Here is a 22,166-nt window from a genome sequence, read left to right as displayed (position 1 = left end):
CCGCCAAGGGACGACAAGGACCGGGCCGCCGCCCAGGGGCGGCAAGGACCAGAAACGTGTCAGGTGGCCAGCGGCGCCGAGGACTCGCGGTGCACCAAGGTGGCGGCGGCCGGCTCCACGCGGGGCGTCCGCGCCCGGTCCTCCAGGGCCAGGGTCATCGCCCGCGCCCCCATCTCCGTCAGCGGCAGCCGGACCGTGGTCAGCGCCGGCGTCACGTCCCGGGCGATCGGCATGTCGTCGAACCCGACCACGCTCATCTGCGACGGCACCGCGATCCCCCGCTCGCGCAGCACGCTGAGCGTGCCGACGGCCATGGAGTCGTTCAGGGCGACGATCGCCGTCAGGTCGGGGGAGTCGTCCAGCAGCCGGCGGGTGGCGTCGGCGCCGCTGTCGCGGTCGAAGTCGGCGAAGACGATCCGGCGCGGCGGCAGCGTCCGCCCGTACTGCTTGGCCGCCCGGCGCAGCCCCGCGAGCCGGTCGGTGGTCGTGGTCAGCACCTTCGGGCCGGCGATGACCCCGACCTTGCGGTGCCCGCCGCCGAACACCTCCACCCCGGCGAGGTGCCCGCCGTCGGCGTTGGCGGGCATGACGGCGTCGCCGGGCAGCTCGTGCCGGCCGATGACGCTGACCCGGCCGCCGGTACGGGTGTAGGCGGCGAGCTTGCCGGTCAGCGCCTTCGTGAACGCCGGGTCGTGGTAGCCGGAGCCGGCCAGGATGATCGCGGCGACCTGCTGGGCCCGCAGCAGCTCCACGTACTCCAGCTCGCGCGACGGGTCGCGGTAGCTGTTGCAGATGATGACGAGCCGCCCGTTCGCCGTGGCGACCTGTTGCAGCCCCCGGGTGATCTCGGCGAAGTACGGGTCGGAGACGTCGTGCACGATCACGCCGACCGCGGTCCGCTGCGCGCGGGCGAGGAACTGCGCGTGCGCGTTCGGCACGTACTGCAGCTCGTCCACGGCGCGCAGCACCCGCTCGCGCAGCTCGTCGGTGACGAGCTTCGTGCTGCCGCTGATGATCCGCGAGGCGGTCGCGGGAGACACCCCGGCACGGCGGGCCACGTCGGCGAGCGTCGCCATCATCCGCCCCCTTCCATTGACTCGTTCGCAGCATACGGGTTAGCGTCGACATCACCAGAGGAAAGCGTTTTCCTGGAGGATCGAAGATGGACCAGCTGCCCGGTGCGGTCGGAATCTCCCGGCTGTCCGTCTACGACTCGCTCGCCCCCGACGGGCTGCTCGGCGGGACGCCGCACATGCACCTCACCTGCTCGGAGGGGTACGTGGTGACCGCCGGCGAGGGGCTCGTGCAGACGCTGTCCAGCGGCGGCTACCGCGAGACGCGACTCGAGGCCGGCACCGTCGCCTGGTTCCCGCCCGGCACGATCCACCGCCTCGTCAACCAGGGCGGCCTGCAGATCGTCGTGGTGATGCAGAACAGCGGCCTGCCCGAGGCCGGCGACGCGGTCCTGACGTTCCCGCCCGACGTCCTCGCCGACCCTGACGCCTACGCGGAGGCCGTGCGGCTGCCCGAGGGCGGCGTGCCGGGCACCGACCTGAGCGCCGCCTTCCGCCGCCGCGACCTGGCCGTCACCGGCTTCCTCATGCTGCGCGACAAGGGCCTCGACGCGCTCGGCGAGTTCCACGCGGCCGCCGCCCGGCTGATCGCCCCGAAGCTGCCCGCCTGGCGCGAGAAGTGGGAGCGCGGCGCGCTCCAGGCCGCGCTGGAGACGGGGAGGCAGATCGACGCGCTCGCCGCCGGCGACGCGAGTCACCTCGGCCACGGCGGCATCAGCGTGCTGCCGCGGCCGAGCGAACACGGCCGGCACGGCATGTGCGGCCTGCTCGACACCTACCACGCCACCGCCGCCTGAGGAGTCCTGTGTCCCGCATCCCGATCGGTATCGTGCTCAACGGCGTCACCGGCCGCATGGGGTACCGCCAGCATCTGGTCCGTTCGCTGCTCGCGATCCGCGAAGAGGGTGGCCTGCCGTCCCGCGACGGCTCGCTGATCTGGCCGGAGCTCGTCCTGGTCGGACGCAACGCCGACAAGCTGGAGCAGCTGGCCCAGCGGCACGGCCTGACCGAGTGGACGACCGACCTCGACGCCGCGCTGGCCCGCCCCGACGTGCAGATCTACTTCGACGCGCAGGTGACCCAGCAGCGGGAGAAGGCGATCCGCGCGGCCATCGACGCCGGCAAGCACGTCTACACCGAGAAGCCCCTGGCGGAGGACACCGACGCCGCCGTCGCGCTGTGCCGCGCCGCGCGGTCCGCCGGCATCAAGCACGGCGTCGTGCAGGACAAGCTGTTCCTGCCGGGCCTGCGCAAGCTGAAGCGCCTCATCGACGGCGGCTTCTTCGGCCGGATCCTGTCGGTGCGCGGCGAGTTCGGCTACTGGGTCTTCGAGGGCGACTGGCAGGCCGCGCAGCGCCCGTCGTGGAACTACCGCGCCGCCGACGGCGGGGGCATCGTGGTGGACATGTTCCCGCACTGGCAGTACGTGCTGGAGCAGCTCTTCGCCCCGATCCGCTCGGTGCAGGCGACCATCGCAACCCACATCCCGACCCGGGTGGACGAGCTCGGCCAGCAGTACGAGGCGACCGCCGACGACGCCGCCTACGGCACGTTCGAGCTGGAGGGCGGCATCGTCGCGCAGATCAACTCGTCGTGGGCGGTCCGAGTCCGCCGCGACGAGCTGGTCGAGTTCCAGGTCGACGGCACGCACGGCAGCGCCGTCGCGGGGTTGCGCGAGTGCCACGTCCAGCACCGCGGCACCACCCCGAAGCCGGTGTGGAACCCGGACCTGCCGGTCACCGAGCCGTTCCGCGCGCAGTGGCAGTCCGTGCCGGACAACGAGCCGTTCGACAACGGCTTCAAGGCGCAGTGGGAGCTGTTCCTGCGGCACGTCGTCGACGGCCCGGAGAACGGCGCGGCGTTCCCGTGGGACTTCGCCGCCGGCGCCCGCGGCGTCCAGCTCGCCGAGCTCGGCCTCCAGTCCGCCCGCGAGGGCCGCCGCCTCGACATCCCGGCCCTCGACCTGTGAACACCCGGCAGCTCGAACGGTTCTCGCTGAACCAGGCCACCACCAAGCGCTGGCCCGTCGACGAGACGATCGCCGGCTGCGTGCGGCAGGGGGTGACGCAGATCGGGCTGTGGCGCGACCAGGTGGACACGTTCGGCCTCGAACGGACCGCCGCCCTGGTCCGCGCCGCCGGCATGCGCGTCACGACCCTGTGCCGCGGCGGCTTCTTCACCACGCCGGGCTGGTTCGACGACAACCGCCGCGCGATCGACGAGGCCGCGACGCTCGGCGCGCCGGTGCTGGTCCTGGTCAGCGGCGGTCTTCCCGACGGCAGCCGCGACCTGGACGCGGCCCGCCGGATCGTCGGCGACGCGATCGGTGAGCTGGTCCCGCATGCGGTCGCGGCAGGTGTACGACTGGCGATCGAGCCGCTGCACCCGATGTTCGCCTCGGACCGCTGCGTCGTGTCCACCCTGTCGAACGCCCTGGACCTCGCGTCGCCGTTCCCCGCCCCGGCGGTGGGGGTGGCCGTCGACACCTACCACCTGTGGTGGGACGACCAGGTCTGGACGCAGCTGGCCAGGGCGGGCGCCGAGGCGCGCATCGCGTGCTTCCAGGTCGCCGACTGGATCACCCCGCTGCCGGAGGGCGTGCTGCTCGGCCGCGGCCTGCCGGGCACCGGTTGCGTGGAGCTGCGCCGGTTCCGTGAGGCGGTCGACGCCACCGGTTACACCGGCCCGATCGAGGTCGAGGTCTTCCACGACACCGTGTGGTCGCGCCCCGGCGCCGACGTGCTGGCCGAGTCGATCGAGGGTTACGTCACGCACGTCCTGTGACCACCCGAGCGGGGCGGCGTCCGGTTTTCCGGCGCCGCCCCGAGCCGTGTCAGGCGCCCGGGTTGCCGGCGGGCGGGTCCGACACCGGGTCGGAGGTCGGCGGCGTGGTGGGGGGCGGCGTCGTCGGCGGCGCGGTGGTGGTCGGGTCGGTCGTCGGGACGGGCGTCGTCACCGTCGTCGTCGGCGCGGCGGTCGACGTGGCCGAGACGACCCCGGACGCGGTCGGGGGCACCAGCGGGCCGTTGGTCGGGTCGCCCCCGCCGGCCGTGGCGCCCGGGTTGGGCCGCTGCACGGCGGTCACCTGCGGGTTCGGCGCCGGCGACAGGTTGGTGCCGACCTCGTTGCCGGTGGTGCTGCCGCGGTGCGTGCCGGGGTCGGACTTGCCGCCCATCATGTCGGTCGTGGTCTCCGCGGCGGCGAAGACGAGCGCCAGCGCCATCGGCACCGCGATCGCCATCGACGTCACCCGGCGGCGCGACATCTGGGTCGTGCCCCGCAGCCAGCGCTTCTGCGTCGGCAGCGGCGCCACGTCGAGGTCGTCCACGGCGAGGCCGAGCAGCAGCTGCCGCGCGTCGGGCCGGTCCAGCGGGTCGCGGCTGAGCGCGGCCGCGACGAGGTCCCGCACCGGGTCGGGGATGCCGTTGAGGTCGGGCTCGCCCTCGAGGATCTTCCAGGCGCGCGCCGCGGCCTCTTCGCCACCGTACGGGTGGCGCCCCGTCGCCGCGAACGCGACCAGGCAGCCCCAGCCGAAGATGTCCATGGCGGCCGAGGGCTCCTCGGCGCGCAGCTGCTCGGGGGAGGCCCAGCCGAGGCTGCCGACGATGTTGCCGGTGCCGGTGATGTCGCTCGCGGCGTCCATCGCGCGGGCGATGCCGAAGTCGATGATCCGGACACCACCGAGCGTGACCATGAGGTTGCTCGGCTTCAGGTCGCGGTGGACCAGGCCGACGTTGTGGATCGCGGCGAGCGCGGCCGCGACGCCGAGCGCCACGCTGTGCAGCATCGCCGGGTCGAGCGGGCCGTCGTCGGCGACGAGCCGCGACAGCGGGATGCCCTCGAGATACTCGGTGACCAGGTACGGCCGGTCCTCGTGCATGCCGGAGTCGAGCACGCGGGCGGTGCAGAAGCCGGGGACCCGCTGGGCGGCCCGGACCTCGCCGGCGAACCGCACCCGGAACCTCGGGTCGCGGGCGAGGTGCGCGTGCACCAGCTTCACCGCGACGCGGGAGCCGTCGGGGGACTGCGCCAGGTAGACGGTGCCCATGCCGCCGATGCCCAGCTGACCGATCAGCCGGTAGTCGTCGATGCGGATCGGGTCGTTGGCCGTGAGGTCGCCGATGGTGGCGCGGCGTGCCGGGGCGGCCGAGCGCAGCGGCAGGTCCGGCGTGCCGGACTCACCGGCGCCGTCGTGCGTGCCAGCCTCGGTCATCGGGGTCCTTCCAGCCACTCGGCACAGGTTCCATGCAGTCTGGTCCGTCCACCGCGAGATGAAAAGACCACCCTGGATGCAACCCTCGTGCCCGTTCGGGCAGATTTCGCCCATGCGGCATCCGCGCATGGTGCCTCGACATTAGTCGAGATCCGCGCGGACGTCCGCGCCGGAGGTCACACGTTTGACCCCCAGCGTTCAACGAATGAGGCCCGATGAGATGACGCGGACCGCGCCCGGATCAGCGTGGTCGCTCCAGGTGAGCGATCATTCCACGCAGCGCAGTCGTGACGACCGCGAGCTGGGCCGGTTCCAGGTACGACAGAGCGAACACCTCCGCGCTCTGCGACTCCGGCAGCAGCTCCCGGATGAGGCGCTGGCCCTTGCGGGTCAGCTGCAGCACCACGAGCCTGCCGTCGTCGGGGTGAGGGCTGCGGCGCACCAGCCCGCGGCCGGACAGTGTGTCGACGACGCCGGTCAGCGTCGCCTTGGAGATGCCCGCCTGCTCCGCGACGTGCCGGGTCTCCATCCTGCGTGCGGCCCACACGGTGCGCAGCACCACGAACCCCGTCCACGTCAGCTGCCGCGGACGCAGCACCACCTGCTCGACGTGCTGCCTGACGGCGTTGGCCGCCCGGTGCAGGTGGAGCACGGTCTCCGTCGCCGTCGAGTCAGCGGCGACGTCCTGCGTAGCGGTCACCTGTCGTCACGCAACCGCTCATGTCTCGACACGACACCTCGCATGCCCATGTGGGCGGCCCCCCTCCGGTCCCCATAGAACACACAGAATATCGAAAACATAGCGGTTCCGTTGCCCCGTCATCACCCACAGCAATTCCATGAACGCGAAACGTAGACCGTCTTCGTACTGTTTGCCCGCTTTGTCGTCACAATTTATCGGCTATCAGATGAATTGAAACTTCTGAAGAGCCCGACTGTACCGATCCAGGCGTCCATCGACGACACTGGAAACATGCGGGTCGCACTGGTGGCCATCACGACGCTGCTCGGCCTGACCGCGGGCGGTGGGGCGGTCGCGTGCGGCGGGCCCGCCGAGCCTACGCAGCACCAGACGGCCTCGCCGTGGCGGCGCCTGCCGGACGCGCCGTCGGAGCGCACCGAGGTCGCCGCCGCCGTCACCGGCGCGAGGATCGTGGTCGCCGGCGGGTACCAGCGCGACGGCGGCAGCGTCAGCACCGTCGAGATCTACGACACCGCCGCCCGCGCCTGGACGGCCGGCCCGCCGCTGCCGCTCGCCGTCAACCACGCGATGGCCGCCGCGGCCGGAGGGGCCGTCTACGTGTTCGGCGGGTTCCTCGCCGACGGCACCCCGAGCGCCGCGGCGTTCCGCCTGCCCGCCGGCGCGCAGCGCTGGGAGTCGGTCGCGGACCTGCCCGAGGCGCGCGGCGCCGGCGCCGGCGCCGTTCTGGGCACGTCGATCTTCGTGGCCGGCGGGATCGGCCCCGGCAAGGACCTCCTGGCCGCGTCGATGCTCGTGTACGACACCGTGGCCGACCGGTGGCGCTCCGCACCTGGCCCGCCCACACCGCGTGAGCACCTCGGCGGCGCGGCCGCGGGCGGCCGGTTCTACACCGTCGGCGGCCGCGTCGGCGGGCAGCTCCTGGCGGCCGTCGAGTCGTTCGACCCGGCCACCGGCGCGTGGACGAAGCGCCCCGACCTGCCGACCGCGCGCGGCGGCCTGGCCGCGACCGGCACCTGCCACGGCTGGGTCATCGCCGCCGGCGGCGAGGGCAAGGCGACGTTTCCGCAGGTCGAGCTCTACGACCCGGCCGCCGACCGGTGGCGCGCCCTGCCGCCGATGCCCAACCCGCGGCACGGCCTGGCGGTGGTGACCGTCGGCAGCACGCTGTTCACGCTGCCGGGCGGCCCGAAGCCGGGCCTCTTCGTCGCCGCCACCACCGAGTCCCTCGACCTGGACCCCTGCTGACCCCGCTCCCGCGGCCGGCGCCGACGGGCCTCGCCGCGGCCGGAGGCTGATCGGTCCTGGTCGCGGGCGTTGCCGACCGGTCCTGGTCGCGGGCGTCGCCGGTCAGTCCTGGTCGCGGTGGCCGCGCCGCAGCAGCCGGTTGCGCTGCCAGATCAGGAACGCGAACAACGCGATCAGGAGCATGATCACGCACAGGAACTTGGCCATCGCGACAGCGTACGGCGGCCCCCGCCCTCACCCCGCCTCCGGCTCCCCGCTTCCGGCCACCGTCCTTCGGCCTCCGTCCTCGGCGCCGGTGTGCGTCCCCGCTCGGGCAGGGGCGGTTCAGCGCCCGTGGCCGGCCAGACTTCCGGCCCGGGAGGTGTCCTGGCCCCTGCGGCCGGCCAGGTGGGCGAACGTGACCGCGTCCTCGACGGCGGCGCCACCGGGGTCGTTGTTGAAGTAGACGTACGAGTCCGCGCAGGAGTCCGCCAGGCGGCCGGCCCAGGTGTCGAGGGCGGACCGGCCGTACCGCGGCCACGGCGCCGCGCGGCCCTCGTGCAGCCGCAGGTAGCACCAGCCGCCGGTCGACCACAGCGGGGTCACCGGCCGGCTGTGGCGGTCCGCCCAGCACAGCGCCGCCCCGCGGGCGTCGAGGACCTGCCGCACCTCGTCCACCCACCAGGTCTCGTGCCGCGGCTCGACCGCCACCCGCACGCCGGCCGGGAACGCGGCCAGCGTCGCGTCCAGCGCCGCCACGTCGAGCTTCAGCGTCGGCGGCAACTGCAGGAGCACCGGGCCGAGCTTGCCGCCGAGCCCGCCGGCCCGGTCCATGAGCCGCCGCACCGGCTCGTCCGGGTCGCGCAGCCGGCGTACGTGCGTCAGGTACCGGCTGGCCTTCACCGCGACCACGAAGTCGTCCGGGGTCCGCTCCCGCCACGCCTCGAACGTCGACCGCTCGGGCAGCCGGTAGAACGCGTTGTTGACCTCCACCGTGCCGAACGCGGTCGCGTAGTGCTCCAGCCAGCACCGTTGCGGCAGGTCGGCCGGGTACAGGCGGCCCTTCCAGTCGCGGTACTGCCAGCCCGACGTGCCGATGAGCATCATGCCGACCGGTTACCCAGAAACCCGGGGCACTGTCACCTACGTGTACGTACGTCGGTCGCCCGGCCGACTACGTATGTCGCCCGGAGGCGTTTAGGTAAGTGTTACCGATGTTGCGCGGACCTTACCGCGCGACGATGGTGTCACAACGATCCAGAGGAGCCAGCAGTGAACGTCCACCCGATCCTTCTGACCGAGCTCGTCCGCCAGCGCCAGCTGCACATGCTCGACGAGGCCAAACACTGGTCAAGCCGAGTGAAGCTCCGCCGCAGAGCGGACCGCTCCGGCAGCGCGGCCTGACCGGCCCGCACCGGCGTAACCCAGCAGCCCCGGACCTCGCGTCCCGGCCACCCAATCCCTCCGGGTGGCGCGGACGTCGACCGGTCCGGGGCTGCCGCGCGTCCACCCCTCGGCGGCGGACCCGAGCCATGGACTTCTTCCTCAGGCGTAGCGGGTGACTACGTGCGGCCGGCCCGGCTAGGTATCGCCGCGGCGCTCAAGATACGTAACAGGTACAGATGGAAACGGCTCCTTACACGACCAGGATGGAGACATCACCGAGCCAAGGAGTCGACCATGATGCACCCAGTGTTCCTCTTCGTCCAGGTCCAGCACCGTCAGGAGAGCCTGCTCGGCCTGGGCCGGCGCCGTCGGCTGGCCGGCGAGGACGACCGGCCATGGTGGCGCAGGTCGCGTGCGTCACAGCCGACGCACAGGCCGCCCGCCGGTAGGCTGGTTGCGTGCGGGCCAGCCGTAGCGGAGTGAGCCAGGTGATGGTCGGCCGCGACGACGAGCTGCGCAGGTTGCGCCGGCTTCTCGACGGGTCCGAGCCTTCCATCGCCATGCTCGGCGGCGAGCCGGGCATCGGCAAGAGCCGTCTGGTGCAGGAGCTGATCACGGGGTTGCCCGAGACGGTGCCGGTGCTCGACGGGCAGGCCGATCCCGGCACGCTCAGCCGGCCGTTCGAGGTGCTGCTCGACGCGATCGACAGCAGCCACCGCTCGGCCGGGCTCGACCCGGAGCTGCTCGTGACGGTCACCGACGCGTCGCGGTCCATGATCGACCGGATCCAGGCCGGGCTGGAGATCGTGCGGCAGCTGACGACGCCCGGGCCGTCGGTGGTGGTGTTCGAGGACCTGCACTGGGCCGACTCGGAGAGCGTGGCGCTGTTCGAGCGGATCGCGGACCTGCCCGGCACCAGGCTGCTCGTCGGCACGTACCGGCCCGACGAGGTCACCCGCCGGCACCCGCTCGCCGACCTGCTGACCCGCCTCGAACGGCGGTACATGGTGACCAACGTGCGGCTGGAGCGGCTCAACCTCGCCGAGACGTCGCAGTTCCTCAAGTCCGTCACCGGGCGGCCACCGGCGTACAGGACCGCGCTGTCGCTGCACAACCGCACCGGCGGCAACCCGTTCTTCCTCGAAGAGCTGATCAAGGCCAACGGCGACGAGGACCTCGACACGCTGTGCGACCGGCCGCTGCCGTGGAACGTCGCGGAGGCCCTGCGCCGGCAGCTCGACGACCTCGACCCGACCGAGAAGCGGATCGTCGAGGCCGCCGCCGTGCTCGGCCGCAAGGTGCCGTTCGACCTGCTCGCGGCCGTGACGAGCCACAGCGAGCCGGAGCTCATCGACGCCCTGCGCGACCTGGTGCGGCGCGGGCTGATGGTGGAGACCGGCGACGACGAGTTCAGCTTCCGGCACGCGCTCACCCGGGAGGCGCTCGCCGACGAGCTGCTCGCCCGGCAGCGTCGCCGCCTGCACGAGCTGGCCCTGGAGACGCTGCTGTCGACCGGCAGCAAGGACTACGCCCTGGTGGCGCACCACGCCCGGGGCGCCGGCCGCTACCTCGACATGGTCGAGGCCGCCCGGCGCGGGCTCTCCAAGTACCTGGCGATGGGCTCGCCCTACCAGGCGCTGCAACTGGCCGAGATGGGCCTCGACGAGCTGCCCGACGACGTGGAGCTGCTGTCGTGCGGCGCCCGCGCCGCCTGGCTCGCCGGGCTCCTCGACGACGCGCAGCAGCTCGGCCGGCGCTGGCTCGCCGCGGCCGGCACCGGCGACGAGCGCGCCGACGCGCTGCGCCTGCTCGTGCGGCTCAGCTGGGAGGTCGGCAGCAGCGGCAGCATGCAGGAGCGCGCCGAGGAGCTGCGGGCCGAGATCGAGCACCTCGGCGACGGGCCCTCGAAGGCGTACGCGTACGCGGCGATCGCGCAGGCGTACATGCTGATGGACAACACCGAGTGCGCCATCGAATGGGCCGACAAGGCGATCGGCCTCGGCGAGCGGCTCGGGCTGCCCGGCGTCTGGCTCGCCGGCAAGGTCGAGAAGGGCTCCGCGCTGGTCAACTTCGCCGCCGGCGTCGACGACGGCATCAAGCTGCTCAACGAGGCGGCCCAGGAAGCCGAGCAGGCGGGGGAGTGGCTGCTCGCCGCGCGGTCGCTCAACAACCTGTACAACCTCCTGCCCGGCGGCCCCGCCGACTGGGCCGCGGCGCTGGAGCGCATGCGCACCTTCGCGGAGCGGGCCGGCTTCGACTCCCTCGCCGTCGCCGCGTACTTCCAGGGCCGCGCCCGGCTCGCCGTGCAGGAGGGCAACCTCGGCGGCGCCCTCGCCGAGCTGGAGTCCGCCCGCCGCCGCGACCGCGGCCTGCTGCGCACCCGCAACGGCATCGACTACCACGGCGTCTTCTTCGCCGGCCTGCTCCTGGAGGCCGGCGAGCTCGACCGCGCCGACGCCGTCATCCGCGGCATGGTCGAGGCCACCGACACGTACACGATGCTGACCCAGACGTCGGTGCCCGGCCTGCAGTTCCACCTGACGGCCCGCCGCGGCCAGACCGAGCAGGCCCGCGAGCTGCTCCGCGCCGTCCTCGACGCCGTCCGTGCCACCGGCGTCACCGGCCGCGACTTCGCCCACGACCTCATCTCCGCCGGCCTCGTCGGTGGCCTCGCCGTCGACGAGCTGCGCCCGGTCGCCGCCGCCATCGACGACCCGTTCTTCGACGACGCGTGGCGCTGGCTCGCCGACGCCCAGATCGCCGAGGCCGCGGGCGATCACAAGGCCGCGCTCGCCGGGTACCGCCGCGCCGTCGCCGAACCGTCCATGCTCCTGCCCGCCACGAAAGGCTCCGGGCACGTCGGCGCCGCCCGCTGCCTGCTCGCCCTCGGCGACCTCGAAGCCGCCCGCCAGCACGTCCGCGTCGCCGAGCCCCTCCTGGCCCGCTGGTCCGGCTGGCGCGTCGCGGAGCTCTCCGCCCTCCGCGGCCGGCTGGGCCTCGCCGCCCCCGTCGCCGGCGACCAGGCGCTGACACCCCGCGAGCGCGAGGTCGCGGTGCTGCTCGCGGAAGGCCTGACCAACGCCGAGCTCGCCCGCCGCCTCTACATCTCCCCCCGCACCGCCGCCGTGCACGTCTCCAACATCTTGAGCAAGCTCAACCTGGAGTCCCGCACGCAGATCGCCGCCTGGGTCCGCGCCGGCAGCTGACTCCTGCCTCGTTCTGCCGCCGGTGTACGACTCCCGCCCGCCCGTCTCCGCCGTATGGTGGGCGGGTGCTGGTCGTCACGAACGAGCTCGCCGGCCGGACCGAGGCCGAGGCGGTCGAATCCGTCCTCGGCGTCCTGCGCGAGACCGGCGACGTCGAGACCATGACCTGCGGCCACGAGGGCGACGTCGACAGGATCCTCGACGCCCGGCGCGGCCGGCGGCTGGTGGTCGTCGGGGGCGACGGCTCGCTGCACACGATGGTCGGCGCCCTGCTGCGCCGCGGCGAGGCCGCCACCTGCGAGGTCGCCCTCATCCCCCTCGGCACCGGCAACGACTTCGCCCGCGGCGCCGGCATCCCCGTCGACGACCTGCACGCCGCCGCCCGGATCGCCGCCGCCGGCATCGCCGGCCCGATCGACCTGGTCGTCGCCGACGGCGACGGCGTCGTCATCAACGCGGTCCACGTCGGCGCCGGCGCCGAGGCGGCCCTGAAGGCCCGCCCCCTCAAGAAGCACCTGAAGATCGCCGCGTTCCCGATCGGCGCGGTCCTCGCCGGGTTCACCGCCGGGGGCTGGCGCCTGCGCGTCATCGTCGACGGCACGGTGGTGTCCCGCGGCCGCCGCCGCGTCCTGATGGCGGGCCTGTCCAACGCCCCGACCATCGCCGGCGGCACCGGCGAGCTGGCCCCCGACGCGGACCCGACGGACGGCCTCGCCGACGTCACGGTGTCGTTCGCCGTGGGCCCGCTCGCCCGGGTCGGCTACGCCCTCGCCCTGCGCAAGGGCCGCCACCCGGGCCGCGACGACGTCATCCACCTCCGCGGCCGCGACATCCGCATCGAAGGCGACCCGTTCCACGTCAACGCCGACGGCGAGCTCACCGGCCCGTTCCGCAGCCGCCGCTGGACGGTCGCCCAGGGCGCCTGGCTCCTCGTCCGCTGACCGCCGGCTCCTCGAACGGCCCGCCGGGAGGCAGATGTGGACGACCGGGTCGTCCACCTCAGCACCGGAGCGGTCAGGCCAGGCCGGCCAGGCGCAGCAGCAGGCCCTTCACCTCCGTCGCGTCGACCGAGTCCAGGGACAGCGACGGGTCGCCGCACATCCAGACCGGGCCGTCTTCGACGGTTGCGGGGAGAAGGCCGTGGGAGCCCTTGACCGCCTTGGCGCCGGCGTCGAGGCCGACCACGTTCATCATGTACCGCAGCCCCAGCTTCTTCCGGGCCAGCGCGACCCCCGCACGGGCCTTCGCCGCGCCGGGAGCGGCCGGGTCGAAGAGGAGCTCGGCCGGGTCGTACCCGGGCTTGCGGTGGATCTCGACGAGCTGGGCGAAGTCGGGGCGGCGGGCGTCGTCGAGCCAGTAGTAGTAGGTGAACCACGCGTCGGGCTCGGCGAGCAGGACCAGCTCGCCGGCCCGCTCGTGGTCGAGCCCGGTCCGTGCCTTGCCGGCGGCGTCGAGGACCTCACCGACGCCGGGCAGGGCCGCGCACAGCTTCTGCACCGCCGGCAGGTCCGCCTCGTCGCGCACGTAGACGTGGGCGATCTGGTGGTCGGAGACGGCGAACGCCCGTGAGGTCCACGGGTCCAGGTACTCCATGCCGTCCTGGGTGTAGACGTTGAGCAGGCCCTCGGCGCGCAGGAGGCGGTTGACGTCGACGGGCCGGCTGGCCTCGGTGATGCCGTACTCGGACAGGACGACGACGGTCACGTCCCGGGCGGCAGCGGCGGCCAGCAGGGGAGCGACGACGTTGTCCAGCGCCGTGGCGGCCGCGGCGGCCTCCGGCGAGGACGGGCCGAAGCGCTGCAGGTCGTAGTCGAGGTGCGGCAGGTACACCAGGGTCAGGTCGGGTGACTTCTCGACCATGATCTGCTCGGCCGCCCTGGCGATCCACTCCGAGGACGGGATGCCGGCGCCGGGACCCCAGTAGGTGAAGAGCGGGAACTCGCCCAGCCGGGCGGTGAGCTCGTCGTGCAGCGCCGGCGGGAACGTGTAGCAGTCCGGCTCCTTGCGCCCGTCGGAGTAGTAGATGGGGCGCGGGGTGACGGTCCAGTCGACGTCGGCGCCCATCGCGTACCACCAGCAGACGTTCGCGACCGTGTAGCCGGGTTCGGCCCGGCGGGCCGCGTGCCACAGCTTGTCGCCGCCGACGAGCGCGTTGTGCTGCCGCCACAGGAAGATCTCGCCGAGGTCGCGGAAGTACCAGCCGTTGCCGACGACACCGTGGTCGGAGGGCATCGCCCCGGTGAGGAACGTCGACTGCACCGAGCAGGTGACCGCGGGCAGGACCGGGCGCAGCGGCACGGCGGCGCCGACGGCGGACAGGTGCGGCATGTGCGGCAGCAGCCTGGGCGTCAGCCCGACCACGTCGAGGACCAGCAGGGGCTTGCTCATCGAGGCTCCAACGTTTTGAGACCGAGGTCGTGCAGGACGTCGCGGGCGTAGGCGAGCTCGGCGGCCATCCCCGCGGCGAGCTGCTCGGGGCCGGTGGGGCGCTGGGACTCCGGCAGCACACCCCACGTGTAGGTCTCGACCTCGAGGTGGTCGCAGCCGGCGACCGGCCCGCCGAGCAGCGCCGCGAGGCCGGCCCGCAGCACGTCGGTGGTCGCCTGCAGCGGCGGCTCCGGCGAGGCGTGCAGCGGCACGTGGTAGTGCACCCGCCACGGGCCGCCGTCGCCGCTGGCGAGGGCCTCGTCGAGGTCGTCGAAGGACGCCGCGCAGCCACGGGAGCGGGTCTGGTGCATGAACCGCGGCTCGACGTAGTCGGCGAGCGCGGGCACGGACGGGTCGTCGACCGCGAGCGCCGCCGACACCTGCACCTTCACGACCGGCAGGCCGGTGCGGGCGAGCCGCTGCACCGCGGTGACCGGGTCCTCCCACGCGCAGGCCAGGTGCGCGAGGTCCAGGCAGACCCCGAGGTACCTGGGGTCGATCCGGGCCAGGTGCACCGTCGCCTGGAGGGTGTTCTCGATGACGCACCCCGGCTCCGGCTCGAACGCGACCCGGATCGGCCGGTCCAGGAACGACAGCCCGTACGCGAGCTGGTCCAGGGCCCGGTGGACGGCGGCGACCTGCGGGCCGTCCCACGGGTCGCGCCAGCCGAGCGGCAGCGTCGAGATCGAGCCGCGCTCCGCGTCGTCGGGCAGCAGGTCGACGAGGACCCGGGCGAGGTCCATCGTGTACCGCAGCCGCCGCGGGTCGGCCCAGTCCGGCAGGTACACCGCCTTCTTCACCACCGGCGCCTGGAACGCCTCGTACGGGAACCCGTTCAGGGTCACCACCTCGAGCCCGCGGACGTCCAGCTCGTGGCGCAGCCGCCGGCGCAGCTCGGCGTCGCCGGCGAGGGCGGCGGCCACCGGGGCGGCGAGCCACAGCCCGAGGCCGAGCACGGGCGTGTCGAGGCACGACCTGACCCGCGCCGCGTAGACATCGAGTTGCGTCAGGATCCCGGGCAGGTCCTCCGCGGGGTGGACGTTGGTCCCGTAGGCCAGGTGGACCACCTGGCCGTCGGGGTGCCGCAGCCGCATCACGACCCGCCGCGGAGGATCGAGTTCCCCTCGAAGGTGGCGTCGGCGGAGGCGAGGTCCGAGACGTCGAGGCGTTTGGACTGCCCGTAGAACTCGACGGGGTTGCGCCACAGCACCCGGTCGACGTCGTCGTCGCTGAACCCGGCGGCCAGCATCGCCTCGCCGGTCCGCAGCGTCAGCAGCGGGTCGGAGCGGCCCCAGTCGGCCGCCGAGTTGACCAGGACCCGGTCCATGCCGTGCTCCTGCAGGATCGACACCATCCGAGACGGCGTCATCTTCGTGTCCGGGTAGATGGAGAACCCCATCCAGCAGCCGCTCTCGGCGACCCGCGCGACGGTGACCTCGTTGAGGTGGTCGACGACGACCCGGCCCGGGTCGATCCCCGACTCGCGGACCACGGCGATGGTCCGGTCGGTGCCGCGGGCCTTGTCGCGGTGCGGGGTGTGCACCATCGCCGGCAGGTCGTGCTCGACGGCGAGGGCGAGCTGCGCGGCGAACACCTCGTCCTCCTCCGGCGTCATCGAGTCGTAGCCGATCTCGCCGACCGCGACGACGCCGTCCTTCTCCAGGTACCGCGGCAGCACCGACAGCACGTCCCGGCAGCGCGGGTCGTTGGCCTCCTTCGGGTTGAGCGCGATCGTGCAGTGGTGGCGGATGCCGAACTGCGAGGCCCGGAAGGGCTCCCACCCGACGAGGGAGTCGAAGTAGTCGGTGAACGAGCCGACGTTGGTGCGCGGCTGCCCGAGCCAGAACGCCGGCTCCACCAGCGCCCGGACGCCGGCGGCGGCCATCCGCTCGTAGTCGTCGGTGGTGCGTGACGTCATGTGGATGTGCGGGTCGAAGATGCGCATCACGAGACCTTTTCCTGGAGGCGGTGTAGCAGCGCGGTGGCGTCGTCGGCGACGGCGCGGCCGGCGGCGTGCCGCTCCTCGACGAGCCCGGCGAGCATGGTGGCGAGCTCCGCGTCGGCGCGGGTGTCGAGGTCGGCGACGTCGGCGAGCGGCAGGCCCATGAAGACGGCCTTCAGCACGCCCTGGCGCCACGCGGCGGCGGGCAGGCACGCGGCGGCCGGCCCGAGCGCGGCGGAGACGAGCCTGGTGTCGTTGGTGCGCAACGCGTCGAGCAGGATCCCCGGGAACGAGTCCTGCACCGGCAGCAGCGGCAGCGCCCGCAGCACCGCGCGCTTCTCGGCGGCGTCACCGTACCGGTAGAGCGGCTCCAGCTCGGTCTGCAAGGCGCTTGCGGGCAGCCGGGTCAGCAGGAGGACCCGGGCGGCGTCGTCGACCGTCCACCCGGGCAGCCCGGCGAGGGCCCACCGGCCGCAGCGGCGGCCCGCGGCGGGGAACTGCCGGCCGATCGCCGACGGCTGGCGGGCCACGGTCTCCAGGGCCGTGTCGAGCCACACCGTGTCCGTCAGCTCGGCGGTGAGGGAGTCGTACAGGTTCATGGCACCTCCTGGAATCGGTCCAGTGACTGCGCTTCGGCGGCGCGCAGGAAGGCGAGGGAGTCACGGGCCACCGCGGGCGCGGCGTGGCTGTGGCGGGGGAGCTCGACGGCGACGAGGCCGCCGTAGTCGGTCTCGTTGAGGGCGCGCAGCACCGCCGGGAAGTCGACCTCGCCGGTGCCGAACTCGAGGTGCTCGTGCACGCCGCGGCGCATGTCGTCGATCTGCACGTTGACGAGCGACCCGGCGACCCGGCGCACGCAGTCCTCGGCGGAGATCGGCTCCAGGCAGCGGCAGTGACCGATGTCGAGGGTCAGTCCGAAGTGGACGGGCGCGCCGAGGTCGGCCCGCAGCCGCTCCCAGTCGTCGATCGACTCGACCAGCATGCCCGGCTCGGGCTCGAAGCCGAGCATCATCTCCACGCCCTCGGCGGCGGCGAGGACCTCGGCACTGCCGGTGACGAGCCGCCGCCACGCGAGGTCCGGCGCCACCCCGGGCGGGCGGACGCCGGCCCAGAAGCTGACCGCCTCCGCGCCGAGGTCCGAGCCGATCCGCACGGCCCGGCTCAGGAAGTCGATCCGGGCCTCGGGCTCGTCGTCCAGCAGCGTCGGCGCGTGCTTCTGCCACGGGTCGAGCAGGAAACGGGCGCCGGTCTCGATGACGACCCCGAGGCCGAGCTCGGCGAGGCGGTGGCCGAGCGAGCGGACGTGCCGCCAGAGGTTGGCGTCGTACGGGTCCAGATGATGGTGGTCGAGGGTCAGCGCCACGCCCGTGTAGCCGAGCCCGGCGATGACGGTCAACGCGTCGTCGAGCCGGTGGTTGCTGAAACCGTTGGTGCCGTACCCGAATCGGAGACTCATGTCGGTGACAGCCGCTTCGCGAGGTGCCGGCCGAGCGGCGCGGCGGCCGCGACGGCGATCCCGGCGAGGGGCGCGCCGGCCCGGGCGGTGAGCGCGCCCTGCAGCGTCGGCAGGTTCACGATGCCGGCGCCGACGGACGCGCGGATGTTGCCCGCCGTCGGCTTCTCCAGCGCCTTCAGCTGCGCCTCGCCGTAGCGTTTCGCGTACCAGCCCGACAGCGCGGCGGGAATCCAGGACCACCGGCCGACGGGCCGCGCCGGCAGTGCCGCCGCGGCGGCGACCGCGGCGGATCCGGCGAGCGTGGCCGCGGGCAACGCCGGCGTGGAGCCGTGGACCTCCGCCGTGGACAGTGCGGTCACGGTGTACGTGTGGGCGAAGACCGTCGCCGCGGGGTACACGGCCGAGCGCAGCCGCCCGCCGCTCGCACCGAGCAGCACGTCGAGGGCGCGGCAGGCGGCCATCGCGGCCGGCCCCGCCGGGGTGTTCTTCAGCTTCAGGTCGTAGGCCCAGACCGCGCCGGCGAGCGGCACGGCCACGGCGAGGGCGCGACGGCCGCCGGCGAGCCCGGCGAGGGCCACCCCGGCGGCGGTCAGCCCGGCGGCGACGCCGAACGCGGTCCCGGGGGTGATGCGCCCCGAGGGGATCGGCCGCTCGGGGCGTTCGGTGGCGTCCAGGTCCCGGTCGGCCCAGTCGTTGGCCGCCATGCCCGCCCAGTACAGCAGGACCGACGACCCGGCGAGGACCGGCGTGCGCGGCCCGAGGGTGCCCGCGGCGGCCGCGCCGGCGACGACGTCGCCGGGCACGCTCAGCGCCGCGGGGGCACGGACCAGCTCGGCCAGGGTCCGCCAGTCGGGCCGGGCGGGTCGGGCCGGGCTCACAGCGACCGCACGAACGCGGCGAGGGCCTCGAACTGGGCGCCGAGGGCGTGGTCGACCTCGCCGAGCGGGTCCTTGAAGAAGAACGCCAGCTCGGTCAGCGGCCCGGCCCGGCCGGCGGCGTGGGCGGCCGCGGCGAGCCGGGCGAGGTCCAGGACGAGGGGCGCGGCGAGCGCGGAGTCGCAGCCGTGCCAGGTGAACTCCATCCGCATCGGCGTACCGAGGAAGCCGGCGAACGTGATGAGGTCCCAGGCCGTCTTGAAGTCGCCGATGTCCGGCACGTACTCGATGCGGGTGTGGCCGTCGGGCTGGTACCCGAGGGTCTCGCTGAGGACCCGCTGCTTGCTGGCGGACTTGGCCGCGTTGGCGGCGGGCTCGGCGAGGGTCGCGCCGTCGCCGCCGCCCAGCAGGTTGGTGCCGGACCAGGACTTCACCCGCAGGTTGCGCATCGCGAACATCGGCGCCAGCACCGACTTGATCAGCGTCTCGCCGGTCTTGCCGTCATGACCCGCGTACACGACGTTGCGGGCCTGCGCCAGCTCGTGCAGCGCGGGCAGGCGGGCGCCCGTCGACGGGGTGAAGTCGACGAACGAGCAGCCGGCCTCGAACGCGGCGTACGCCATCAGGGAGCTCGGCGGCAGCGTGTCCAGCGCGTCGCGCAGCGTGTCCAGCGAGGCGTGCGCGGGGTGCGGCGTGACGGAGGCCTCGGTCGAGGCGACGTTGACGACCACCACCCGGGCCAGGTTGTGCCGCCGCCGGAAGTCCAGCAGGTCGGCGGTGACGGCGGCGGCGACCTCGGCCGCGGTGCCGTGCGGCAGTGGACGGATCTCCTCGTCCACCGCCGCCAGCTCCGAGTGCAGCGTCGCGACCAGCCTGGCGGGCACGACCCCGGCCTCGGCCAGGGCCTCCGCCTTCTTCACCACGCAGATGGTGGCGATGTCGTGCCCGCCGAAGACGAGGTCGCCGAACCCCGGCAGCGCGTCGCTGCGCAGCACGGGATGTTCGGTGACACAACCGATCGGCTCGGTGAGCCCGGCGCGCACTGCGGCGGCACCGACGATGCTGGTGACGGCGACAGAGCCGCGCGCGCCTACCAGCCACACACCCGTTTGCACCGGGCCCTCCAAAGGCGGTTGGAATTGTGTGACGATCTTGTGGGCGACATCGCCGATTGTCGCTGATTTGGCAGCGTAGAACGCGTGTCCGCCTTCCGCTAGTGGCAACCGAACTTTTATACAAACGAAAAAAACTTCGCACGTGTACGTGCAAAAGGCCGCCGGTCTCAATGCCGGGCGACGGCCCGCTCGACGGCGGTCCAGACCCCCGACGTGACCAGGTAGATCCCGGCCGCGACGGGTGTGATCACGGAAAACGCCACAGTCCCGAACGACAGCAGGCGGACCAGTACGGGCGAGCCTTCAGGCAGCTGCCGCACGTTCCAGACGGCGATGGCGGTGAGCGCGGCGGCGATCAGCCACCCGGCGGCGATCGCCGGATGGTCGAGCAGCCGGGCGGTCAGGTCGGCGCCGAGCAGGGTGTGCCCGCGGACGGCGTCGCCGGTGAACTCGCGGTACAGCAGCCAGATGAACGGCGCCTGAGCCAGCATCGGCAGCAGGCCGGCGAGCGGCCCGGACCCCTCCGCCCGCATGAGCTCGGTGGTCTTCTCGGCGAGGACGACCGGATCCTTGCCGTGCCGCTCCCGCAGCTTCGCCAGCTGCGGCGCGAGCTTGGCCCGGACCTTTTCGGCGCGGTACGCCCGGAGGCTCAGCGGCAGGAGCGCGGCCCGGACGGCGAGGGTGGCGATGGCGATGGCGGCGGCGACGGACCCGGTGGAGGTGGCGAGCAGGCTGAGGACATGGTGCAGCACGGTGGGAGCCCTTCGGCTTTGGACGCGCGCACGCACGCGCCGGCCGCCGCACGGGTCGGCAGGGCATACGGGCGCGCGGAAGTGGACGAACGGAGTCGGATTCGGAGTCGGACTACCGCTGTCCGGGCGCGCGTGGCCGGGGCCGGCCGGCCGCGTCGGGGTCCATGGCCCGGGTGGGCTGCGCCCGCCGGGACCGGGCCCGGGCGGGAACGGGCATCACCCGCCGCGCCGCCGTGGGCGCGCCGGTGAGCAGTCGCGCCGCGAGGACGATCGCGAGCGCCGCGAGCACCGCCGTCGCCACAGCGACGGCGTCAGCCGGCGAGGTCACCGAGGACCACGCGGCAAGCAGAGTGGTCAACGACCACGACATGCCCCGAGAATACGACACGGCCCCACCCCCGCGCCGCCCTCGACAGTGCTGTCACACCCGACGAGACGCCCCCGTCACGCCGGCCGAGATGCCTCCCTCACGCCCGCCGAGACGCCCGCGTCACGGTTGGTAAGGTGCGGACTGCGGAGCGCGAGATGTCGGAGATCGATTTTTCCGGCGTGTGTAGAGTGCCAGTAGAACTGCCGGGCACGCACCTCGCAGTGGCGTGATGCCTCCACCACGTCAGGCGGCGTGCATGGCGGGGACGGGGTGGAGGCGGTGGGTCGCCTTCTCGCGGTACATGCCGGCGTCGGCGGCGCGGAGCAGGGCGTCGAGGGTGGTGTCGGTGTCGGTCGCGGCGCCGATGCTCGCGGCGATGTGGACCGGCCGGCCGTCGATGGTGATCGGGTCGAGCAGCGCGGCGCGCAGCCGGGCCGCGACCTCGGCCGCCGCCGTGGCCGGGGTGTCCGGCAGCAGGACCACGAACTCGTCGCCGCCGAGGCGGGTGACCAGGTCGCCCTCGCGGGCGTGGGTGCGCAGGCGGGCGGCCACGATCCGCAGCAGCTCGTCGCCGGCCGCGTGGCCGAGGGTGTCGTTGACGGCCTTGAAGCCGTCGAGGTCCAGGACCAGCACCGACGCGGGGGTGCCGGGGGTGAGCGCGGTGCGGGTGTGCTCGTCGAGCAGGTTGCGGTTGCCCAGGCCGGTCAGCGGGTCGTGGAGTGCCAGGTGGCGCAGCTTCGCGCGGGCCTCGCCGAGCTGCCGGAGCTGGTTGCGGTGTCCCCGGGACAGCAGGCCGGCCAGGACGGCGACGACCAGGTGCAGCGCGGGCGCCATCGTGACGAGGTCGGCGGGCATCGGCCGGCCGGCGATCTGGTCGGCCCAGACGTAGAGGGCGACCCCGCCGGCGGCGGTCGCGAGCCAGGTCAGCAGGGCGCCGGCGAGCTGGCAGCGGAAGGCGCCGATGACGATGGCGATGACGAAGATTGGCCAGAGGCCGACGTCGGAGGCCCAGCGGCTGGTCGCCAGGACCGCGCCGATGCACGTGGCCGTGTCCAGCGCGACCAGGAGCGGGTTGAGCGCGCGGTACCGAGGGTGAGCGACGCTGCGCAGCGCGTACACGGCGACGAGGTTGGTGAGGATCAGCGGGAGCACCCAGATGGTCGTCAGGGTCGGCAGCGACATCACCGCGATGGACACGACGATCCACAGCACCGAGACCGACCGGCTGATCAGGCCGGCCCACTCGATGCTGCGCCGGACGCGGTACAGGGGCAGATCCACGCTCTGACGTCGACCGCCAGTAACCGAACCTGAGGAGGACCGGGGCCGGAACCTGAGAAGGATCTGAGCGAAGCTGAGGAAAATCTCAGGTTGAACCCCTAGGTGGCCGCTTTCAGGTGCGTTCCGGATAGTCCTCAGGGTTC

21 protein-coding genes are annotated in these 22,166 nt (G+C 73.4%); 7 read left to right on the top strand and 14 right to left on the bottom strand.

What is annotated here, in order from left to right; all coding sequences use genetic code 11:
- Positions 1 to 59 precede the first annotated feature (59 nt).
- A complete protein-coding gene (locus AB0J72_RS42235; RefSeq protein ID WP_344512848.1) occupies positions 60 to 1,076 on the bottom strand; it encodes a LacI family DNA-binding transcriptional regulator in 1,017 nt (338 codons plus the stop codon).
- 86 nt (positions 1,077 to 1,162) lie between these two features.
- Here AB0J72_RS42235 and AB0J72_RS42230 point away from each other — a divergent pair, with 86 nt between their 5' ends.
- From AB0J72_RS42230 to AB0J72_RS42220, 3 genes are read left to right on the top strand one after another with little or no spacing between them, the layout of a single operon-like run.
- Positions 1,163 to 1,870, top strand: a complete 708-nt coding sequence (locus AB0J72_RS42230; protein ID WP_363410054.1) for a cupin domain-containing protein — start codon at positions 1,163 to 1,165, stop codon at positions 1,868 to 1,870.
- An 8-nt stretch (positions 1,871 to 1,878) separates the two neighbouring features.
- Positions 1,879 to 3,042, top strand: a complete 1,164-nt coding sequence (locus tag AB0J72_RS42225; protein ID WP_363410051.1) for a Gfo/Idh/MocA family oxidoreductase — start codon at positions 1,879 to 1,881, stop codon at positions 3,040 to 3,042.
- Positions 3,039 to 3,857, top strand: a complete 819-nt coding sequence (locus tag AB0J72_RS42220; protein ID WP_363410048.1) for a sugar phosphate isomerase/epimerase family protein — start codon at positions 3,039 to 3,041, stop codon at positions 3,855 to 3,857. The genes AB0J72_RS42225 and AB0J72_RS42220 overlap by 4 nt, the downstream gene beginning before the upstream one ends.
- 49 nt (positions 3,858 to 3,906) lie before the next feature.
- On the opposite strand, the gene AB0J72_RS42215 is transcribed toward AB0J72_RS42220, so the two are convergent.
- Positions 3,907 to 5,286 carry a serine/threonine-protein kinase gene (locus AB0J72_RS42215; RefSeq protein WP_363410045.1) on the bottom strand — a complete coding sequence of 460 codons (1,380 nt, stop codon included), beginning with the start codon at positions 5,284 to 5,286 and terminating at the stop codon, positions 3,907 to 3,909.
- 241 nt (positions 5,287 to 5,527) lie between these two features.
- A complete protein-coding gene (locus tag AB0J72_RS42210) occupies positions 5,528 to 5,986 on the bottom strand; it encodes a MarR family transcriptional regulator (protein ID WP_344512857.1) in 459 nt (152 codons plus the stop codon).
- Between the two features lie 273 nt (positions 5,987 to 6,259).
- On the opposite strand from AB0J72_RS42210, the gene AB0J72_RS42205 reads away from it, so the two are divergent.
- On the top strand, positions 6,260 to 7,234 hold the full coding sequence (locus AB0J72_RS42205; protein ID WP_363410042.1) for a kelch repeat-containing protein: 975 nt from the start codon (positions 6,260 to 6,262) through the stop codon (positions 7,232 to 7,234).
- A gap of 324 nt (positions 7,235 to 7,558) precedes the next feature.
- Here AB0J72_RS42205 and AB0J72_RS42200 read toward each other — a convergent pair whose 3' ends face one another.
- The gene (locus AB0J72_RS42200; RefSeq protein WP_363410039.1) at positions 7,559 to 8,320 is read right to left on the bottom strand and encodes a DUF72 domain-containing protein; all 762 of its coding nucleotides are present in this window, start codon (positions 8,318 to 8,320) and stop codon (positions 7,559 to 7,561) included.
- 165 nt (positions 8,321 to 8,485) lie between these two features.
- On the opposite strand from AB0J72_RS42200, the gene AB0J72_RS42195 reads away from it, so the two are divergent.
- The 3 genes from AB0J72_RS42195 (at position 8,486) to AB0J72_RS42185 (ending at position 12,746) form a co-directional block, all read left to right on the top strand.
- Positions 8,486 to 8,617, top strand: a complete 132-nt coding sequence (locus AB0J72_RS42195; RefSeq protein WP_363410036.1) for a hypothetical protein — start codon at positions 8,486 to 8,488, stop codon at positions 8,615 to 8,617.
- 440 nt (positions 8,618 to 9,057) lie between these two features.
- Positions 9,058 to 11,805, top strand: coding sequence for an AAA family ATPase (locus AB0J72_RS42190; protein WP_363410033.1), 2,748 nt, complete (start codon positions 9,058 to 9,060; stop codon positions 11,803 to 11,805).
- A 65-nt stretch (positions 11,806 to 11,870) separates the two neighbouring features.
- Positions 11,871 to 12,746, top strand: a complete 876-nt coding sequence (locus AB0J72_RS42185; RefSeq protein ID WP_363410030.1) for a diacylglycerol kinase family protein — start codon at positions 11,871 to 11,873, stop codon at positions 12,744 to 12,746.
- A gap of 73 nt (positions 12,747 to 12,819) precedes the next feature.
- Here the strand turns inward: AB0J72_RS42185 and AB0J72_RS42180 are convergent, their stop codons facing one another.
- The 10 genes from AB0J72_RS42180 to AB0J72_RS42135 all read right to left on the bottom strand — a co-directional run bounded on the left by AB0J72_RS42180 (position 12,820) and on the right by AB0J72_RS42135 (position 22,023).
- Positions 12,820 to 14,193, bottom strand: coding sequence for a nucleotide pyrophosphatase/phosphodiesterase family protein (locus tag AB0J72_RS42180; protein ID WP_363410027.1), 1,374 nt, complete (start codon positions 14,191 to 14,193; stop codon positions 12,820 to 12,822).
- Positions 14,190 to 15,326 (bottom strand): metabolite traffic protein EboE, encoded by a 1,137-nt coding sequence (gene eboE, locus AB0J72_RS42175; protein ID WP_363410024.1) that lies wholly within the window; start codon positions 15,324 to 15,326, stop codon positions 14,190 to 14,192. The genes AB0J72_RS42180 and eboE overlap by 4 nt, the downstream gene beginning before the upstream one ends.
- Positions 15,326 to 16,177 (bottom strand): TatD family hydrolase, encoded by an 852-nt coding sequence (locus tag AB0J72_RS42170; protein ID WP_344512871.1) that lies wholly within the window; start codon positions 16,175 to 16,177, stop codon positions 15,326 to 15,328. Before AB0J72_RS42170 ends, eboE begins: the two co-directional genes overlap by 1 nt.
- Positions 16,177 to 16,773, bottom strand: a complete 597-nt coding sequence (locus AB0J72_RS42165) for an EboA domain-containing protein (protein ID WP_363410021.1) — start codon at positions 16,771 to 16,773, stop codon at positions 16,177 to 16,179. The genes AB0J72_RS42170 and AB0J72_RS42165 overlap by 1 nt, the downstream gene beginning before the upstream one ends.
- A complete protein-coding gene (locus AB0J72_RS42160) occupies positions 16,770 to 17,630 on the bottom strand; it encodes a sugar phosphate isomerase/epimerase family protein (protein ID WP_363410018.1) in 861 nt (286 codons plus the stop codon). The genes AB0J72_RS42165 and AB0J72_RS42160 overlap by 4 nt, the downstream gene beginning before the upstream one ends.
- The gene (locus tag AB0J72_RS42155; protein ID WP_363410015.1) at positions 17,627 to 18,508 is read right to left on the bottom strand and encodes an SCO3242 family prenyltransferase; all 882 of its coding nucleotides are present in this window, start codon (positions 18,506 to 18,508) and stop codon (positions 17,627 to 17,629) included. The genes AB0J72_RS42160 and AB0J72_RS42155 overlap by 4 nt, the downstream gene beginning before the upstream one ends.
- Positions 18,505 to 19,620 (bottom strand): inositol-3-phosphate synthase, encoded by a 1,116-nt coding sequence (locus AB0J72_RS42150; protein ID WP_363410012.1) that lies wholly within the window; start codon positions 19,618 to 19,620, stop codon positions 18,505 to 18,507. The genes AB0J72_RS42155 and AB0J72_RS42150 overlap by 4 nt, the downstream gene beginning before the upstream one ends.
- A 167-nt stretch (positions 19,621 to 19,787) precedes the next feature.
- A complete protein-coding gene (yidC, locus tag AB0J72_RS42145) occupies positions 19,788 to 20,372 on the bottom strand; it encodes a membrane protein insertase YidC (RefSeq protein ID WP_363410009.1) in 585 nt (194 codons plus the stop codon).
- Positions 20,373 to 20,484: 112 nt separating this feature from the next.
- The gene (locus AB0J72_RS42140; RefSeq protein WP_327005273.1) at positions 20,485 to 20,742 is read right to left on the bottom strand and encodes a hypothetical protein; all 258 of its coding nucleotides are present in this window, start codon (positions 20,740 to 20,742) and stop codon (positions 20,485 to 20,487) included.
- 243 nt (positions 20,743 to 20,985) lie between these two features.
- Positions 20,986 to 22,023, bottom strand: a complete 1,038-nt coding sequence (locus AB0J72_RS42135; RefSeq protein ID WP_363410006.1) for a GGDEF domain-containing protein — start codon at positions 22,021 to 22,023, stop codon at positions 20,986 to 20,988.
- Positions 22,024 to 22,166 lie beyond the last annotated feature (143 nt).

The organism is Dactylosporangium sp. NPDC049742, from assembly GCF_040674675.1.
Lineage (GTDB): Bacteria > Actinomycetota > Actinomycetes > Mycobacteriales > Micromonosporaceae > Dactylosporangium > Dactylosporangium maewongense.
This window is presented reverse-complemented; position numbering and strand designations above follow the sequence as displayed.

What these genes read in the sequence shown, in the direction of transcription:
- AB0J72_RS42235 (WP_344512848.1), bottom strand. Translation starts at nt 1,076, where the DNA reads ATGGCGACGCTCGCCGACGTGGCCCGCCGTGCCGGGGTGTCTCCCGCG.
- AB0J72_RS42230 (WP_363410054.1), top strand. Translation starts at nt 1,163, where the DNA reads ATGGACCAGCTGCCCGGTGCGGTCGGAATCTCCCGGCTGTCCGTCTAC.
- AB0J72_RS42215 (WP_363410045.1), bottom strand. Translation starts at nt 5,286, where the DNA reads ATGACCGAGGCTGGCACGCACGACGGCGCCGGTGAGTCCGGCACGCCG.
- AB0J72_RS42205 (WP_363410042.1), top strand. Translation starts at nt 6,260, where the DNA reads ATGCGGGTCGCACTGGTGGCCATCACGACGCTGCTCGGCCTGACCGCG.
- AB0J72_RS42200 (WP_363410039.1), bottom strand. Translation starts at nt 8,320, where the DNA reads ATGATGCTCATCGGCACGTCGGGCTGGCAGTACCGCGACTGGAAGGGC.
- AB0J72_RS42180 (WP_363410027.1), bottom strand. Translation starts at nt 14,193, where the DNA reads ATGAGCAAGCCCCTGCTGGTCCTCGACGTGGTCGGGCTGACGCCCAGG.
- eboE (WP_363410024.1), bottom strand. Translation starts at nt 15,326, where the DNA reads ATGCGGCTGCGGCACCCCGACGGCCAGGTGGTCCACCTGGCCTACGGG.
- AB0J72_RS42170 (WP_344512871.1), bottom strand. Translation starts at nt 16,177, where the DNA reads ATGCGCATCTTCGACCCGCACATCCACATGACGTCACGCACCACCGAC.
- AB0J72_RS42165 (WP_363410021.1), bottom strand. Translation starts at nt 16,773, where the DNA reads ATGAACCTGTACGACTCCCTCACCGCCGAGCTGACGGACACGGTGTGG.
- AB0J72_RS42160 (WP_363410018.1), bottom strand. Translation starts at nt 17,630, where the DNA reads ATGAGTCTCCGATTCGGGTACGGCACCAACGGTTTCAGCAACCACCGG.
- AB0J72_RS42140 (WP_327005273.1), bottom strand. Translation starts at nt 20,742, where the DNA reads ATGTCGTGGTCGTTGACCACTCTGCTTGCCGCGTGGTCCTCGGTGACC.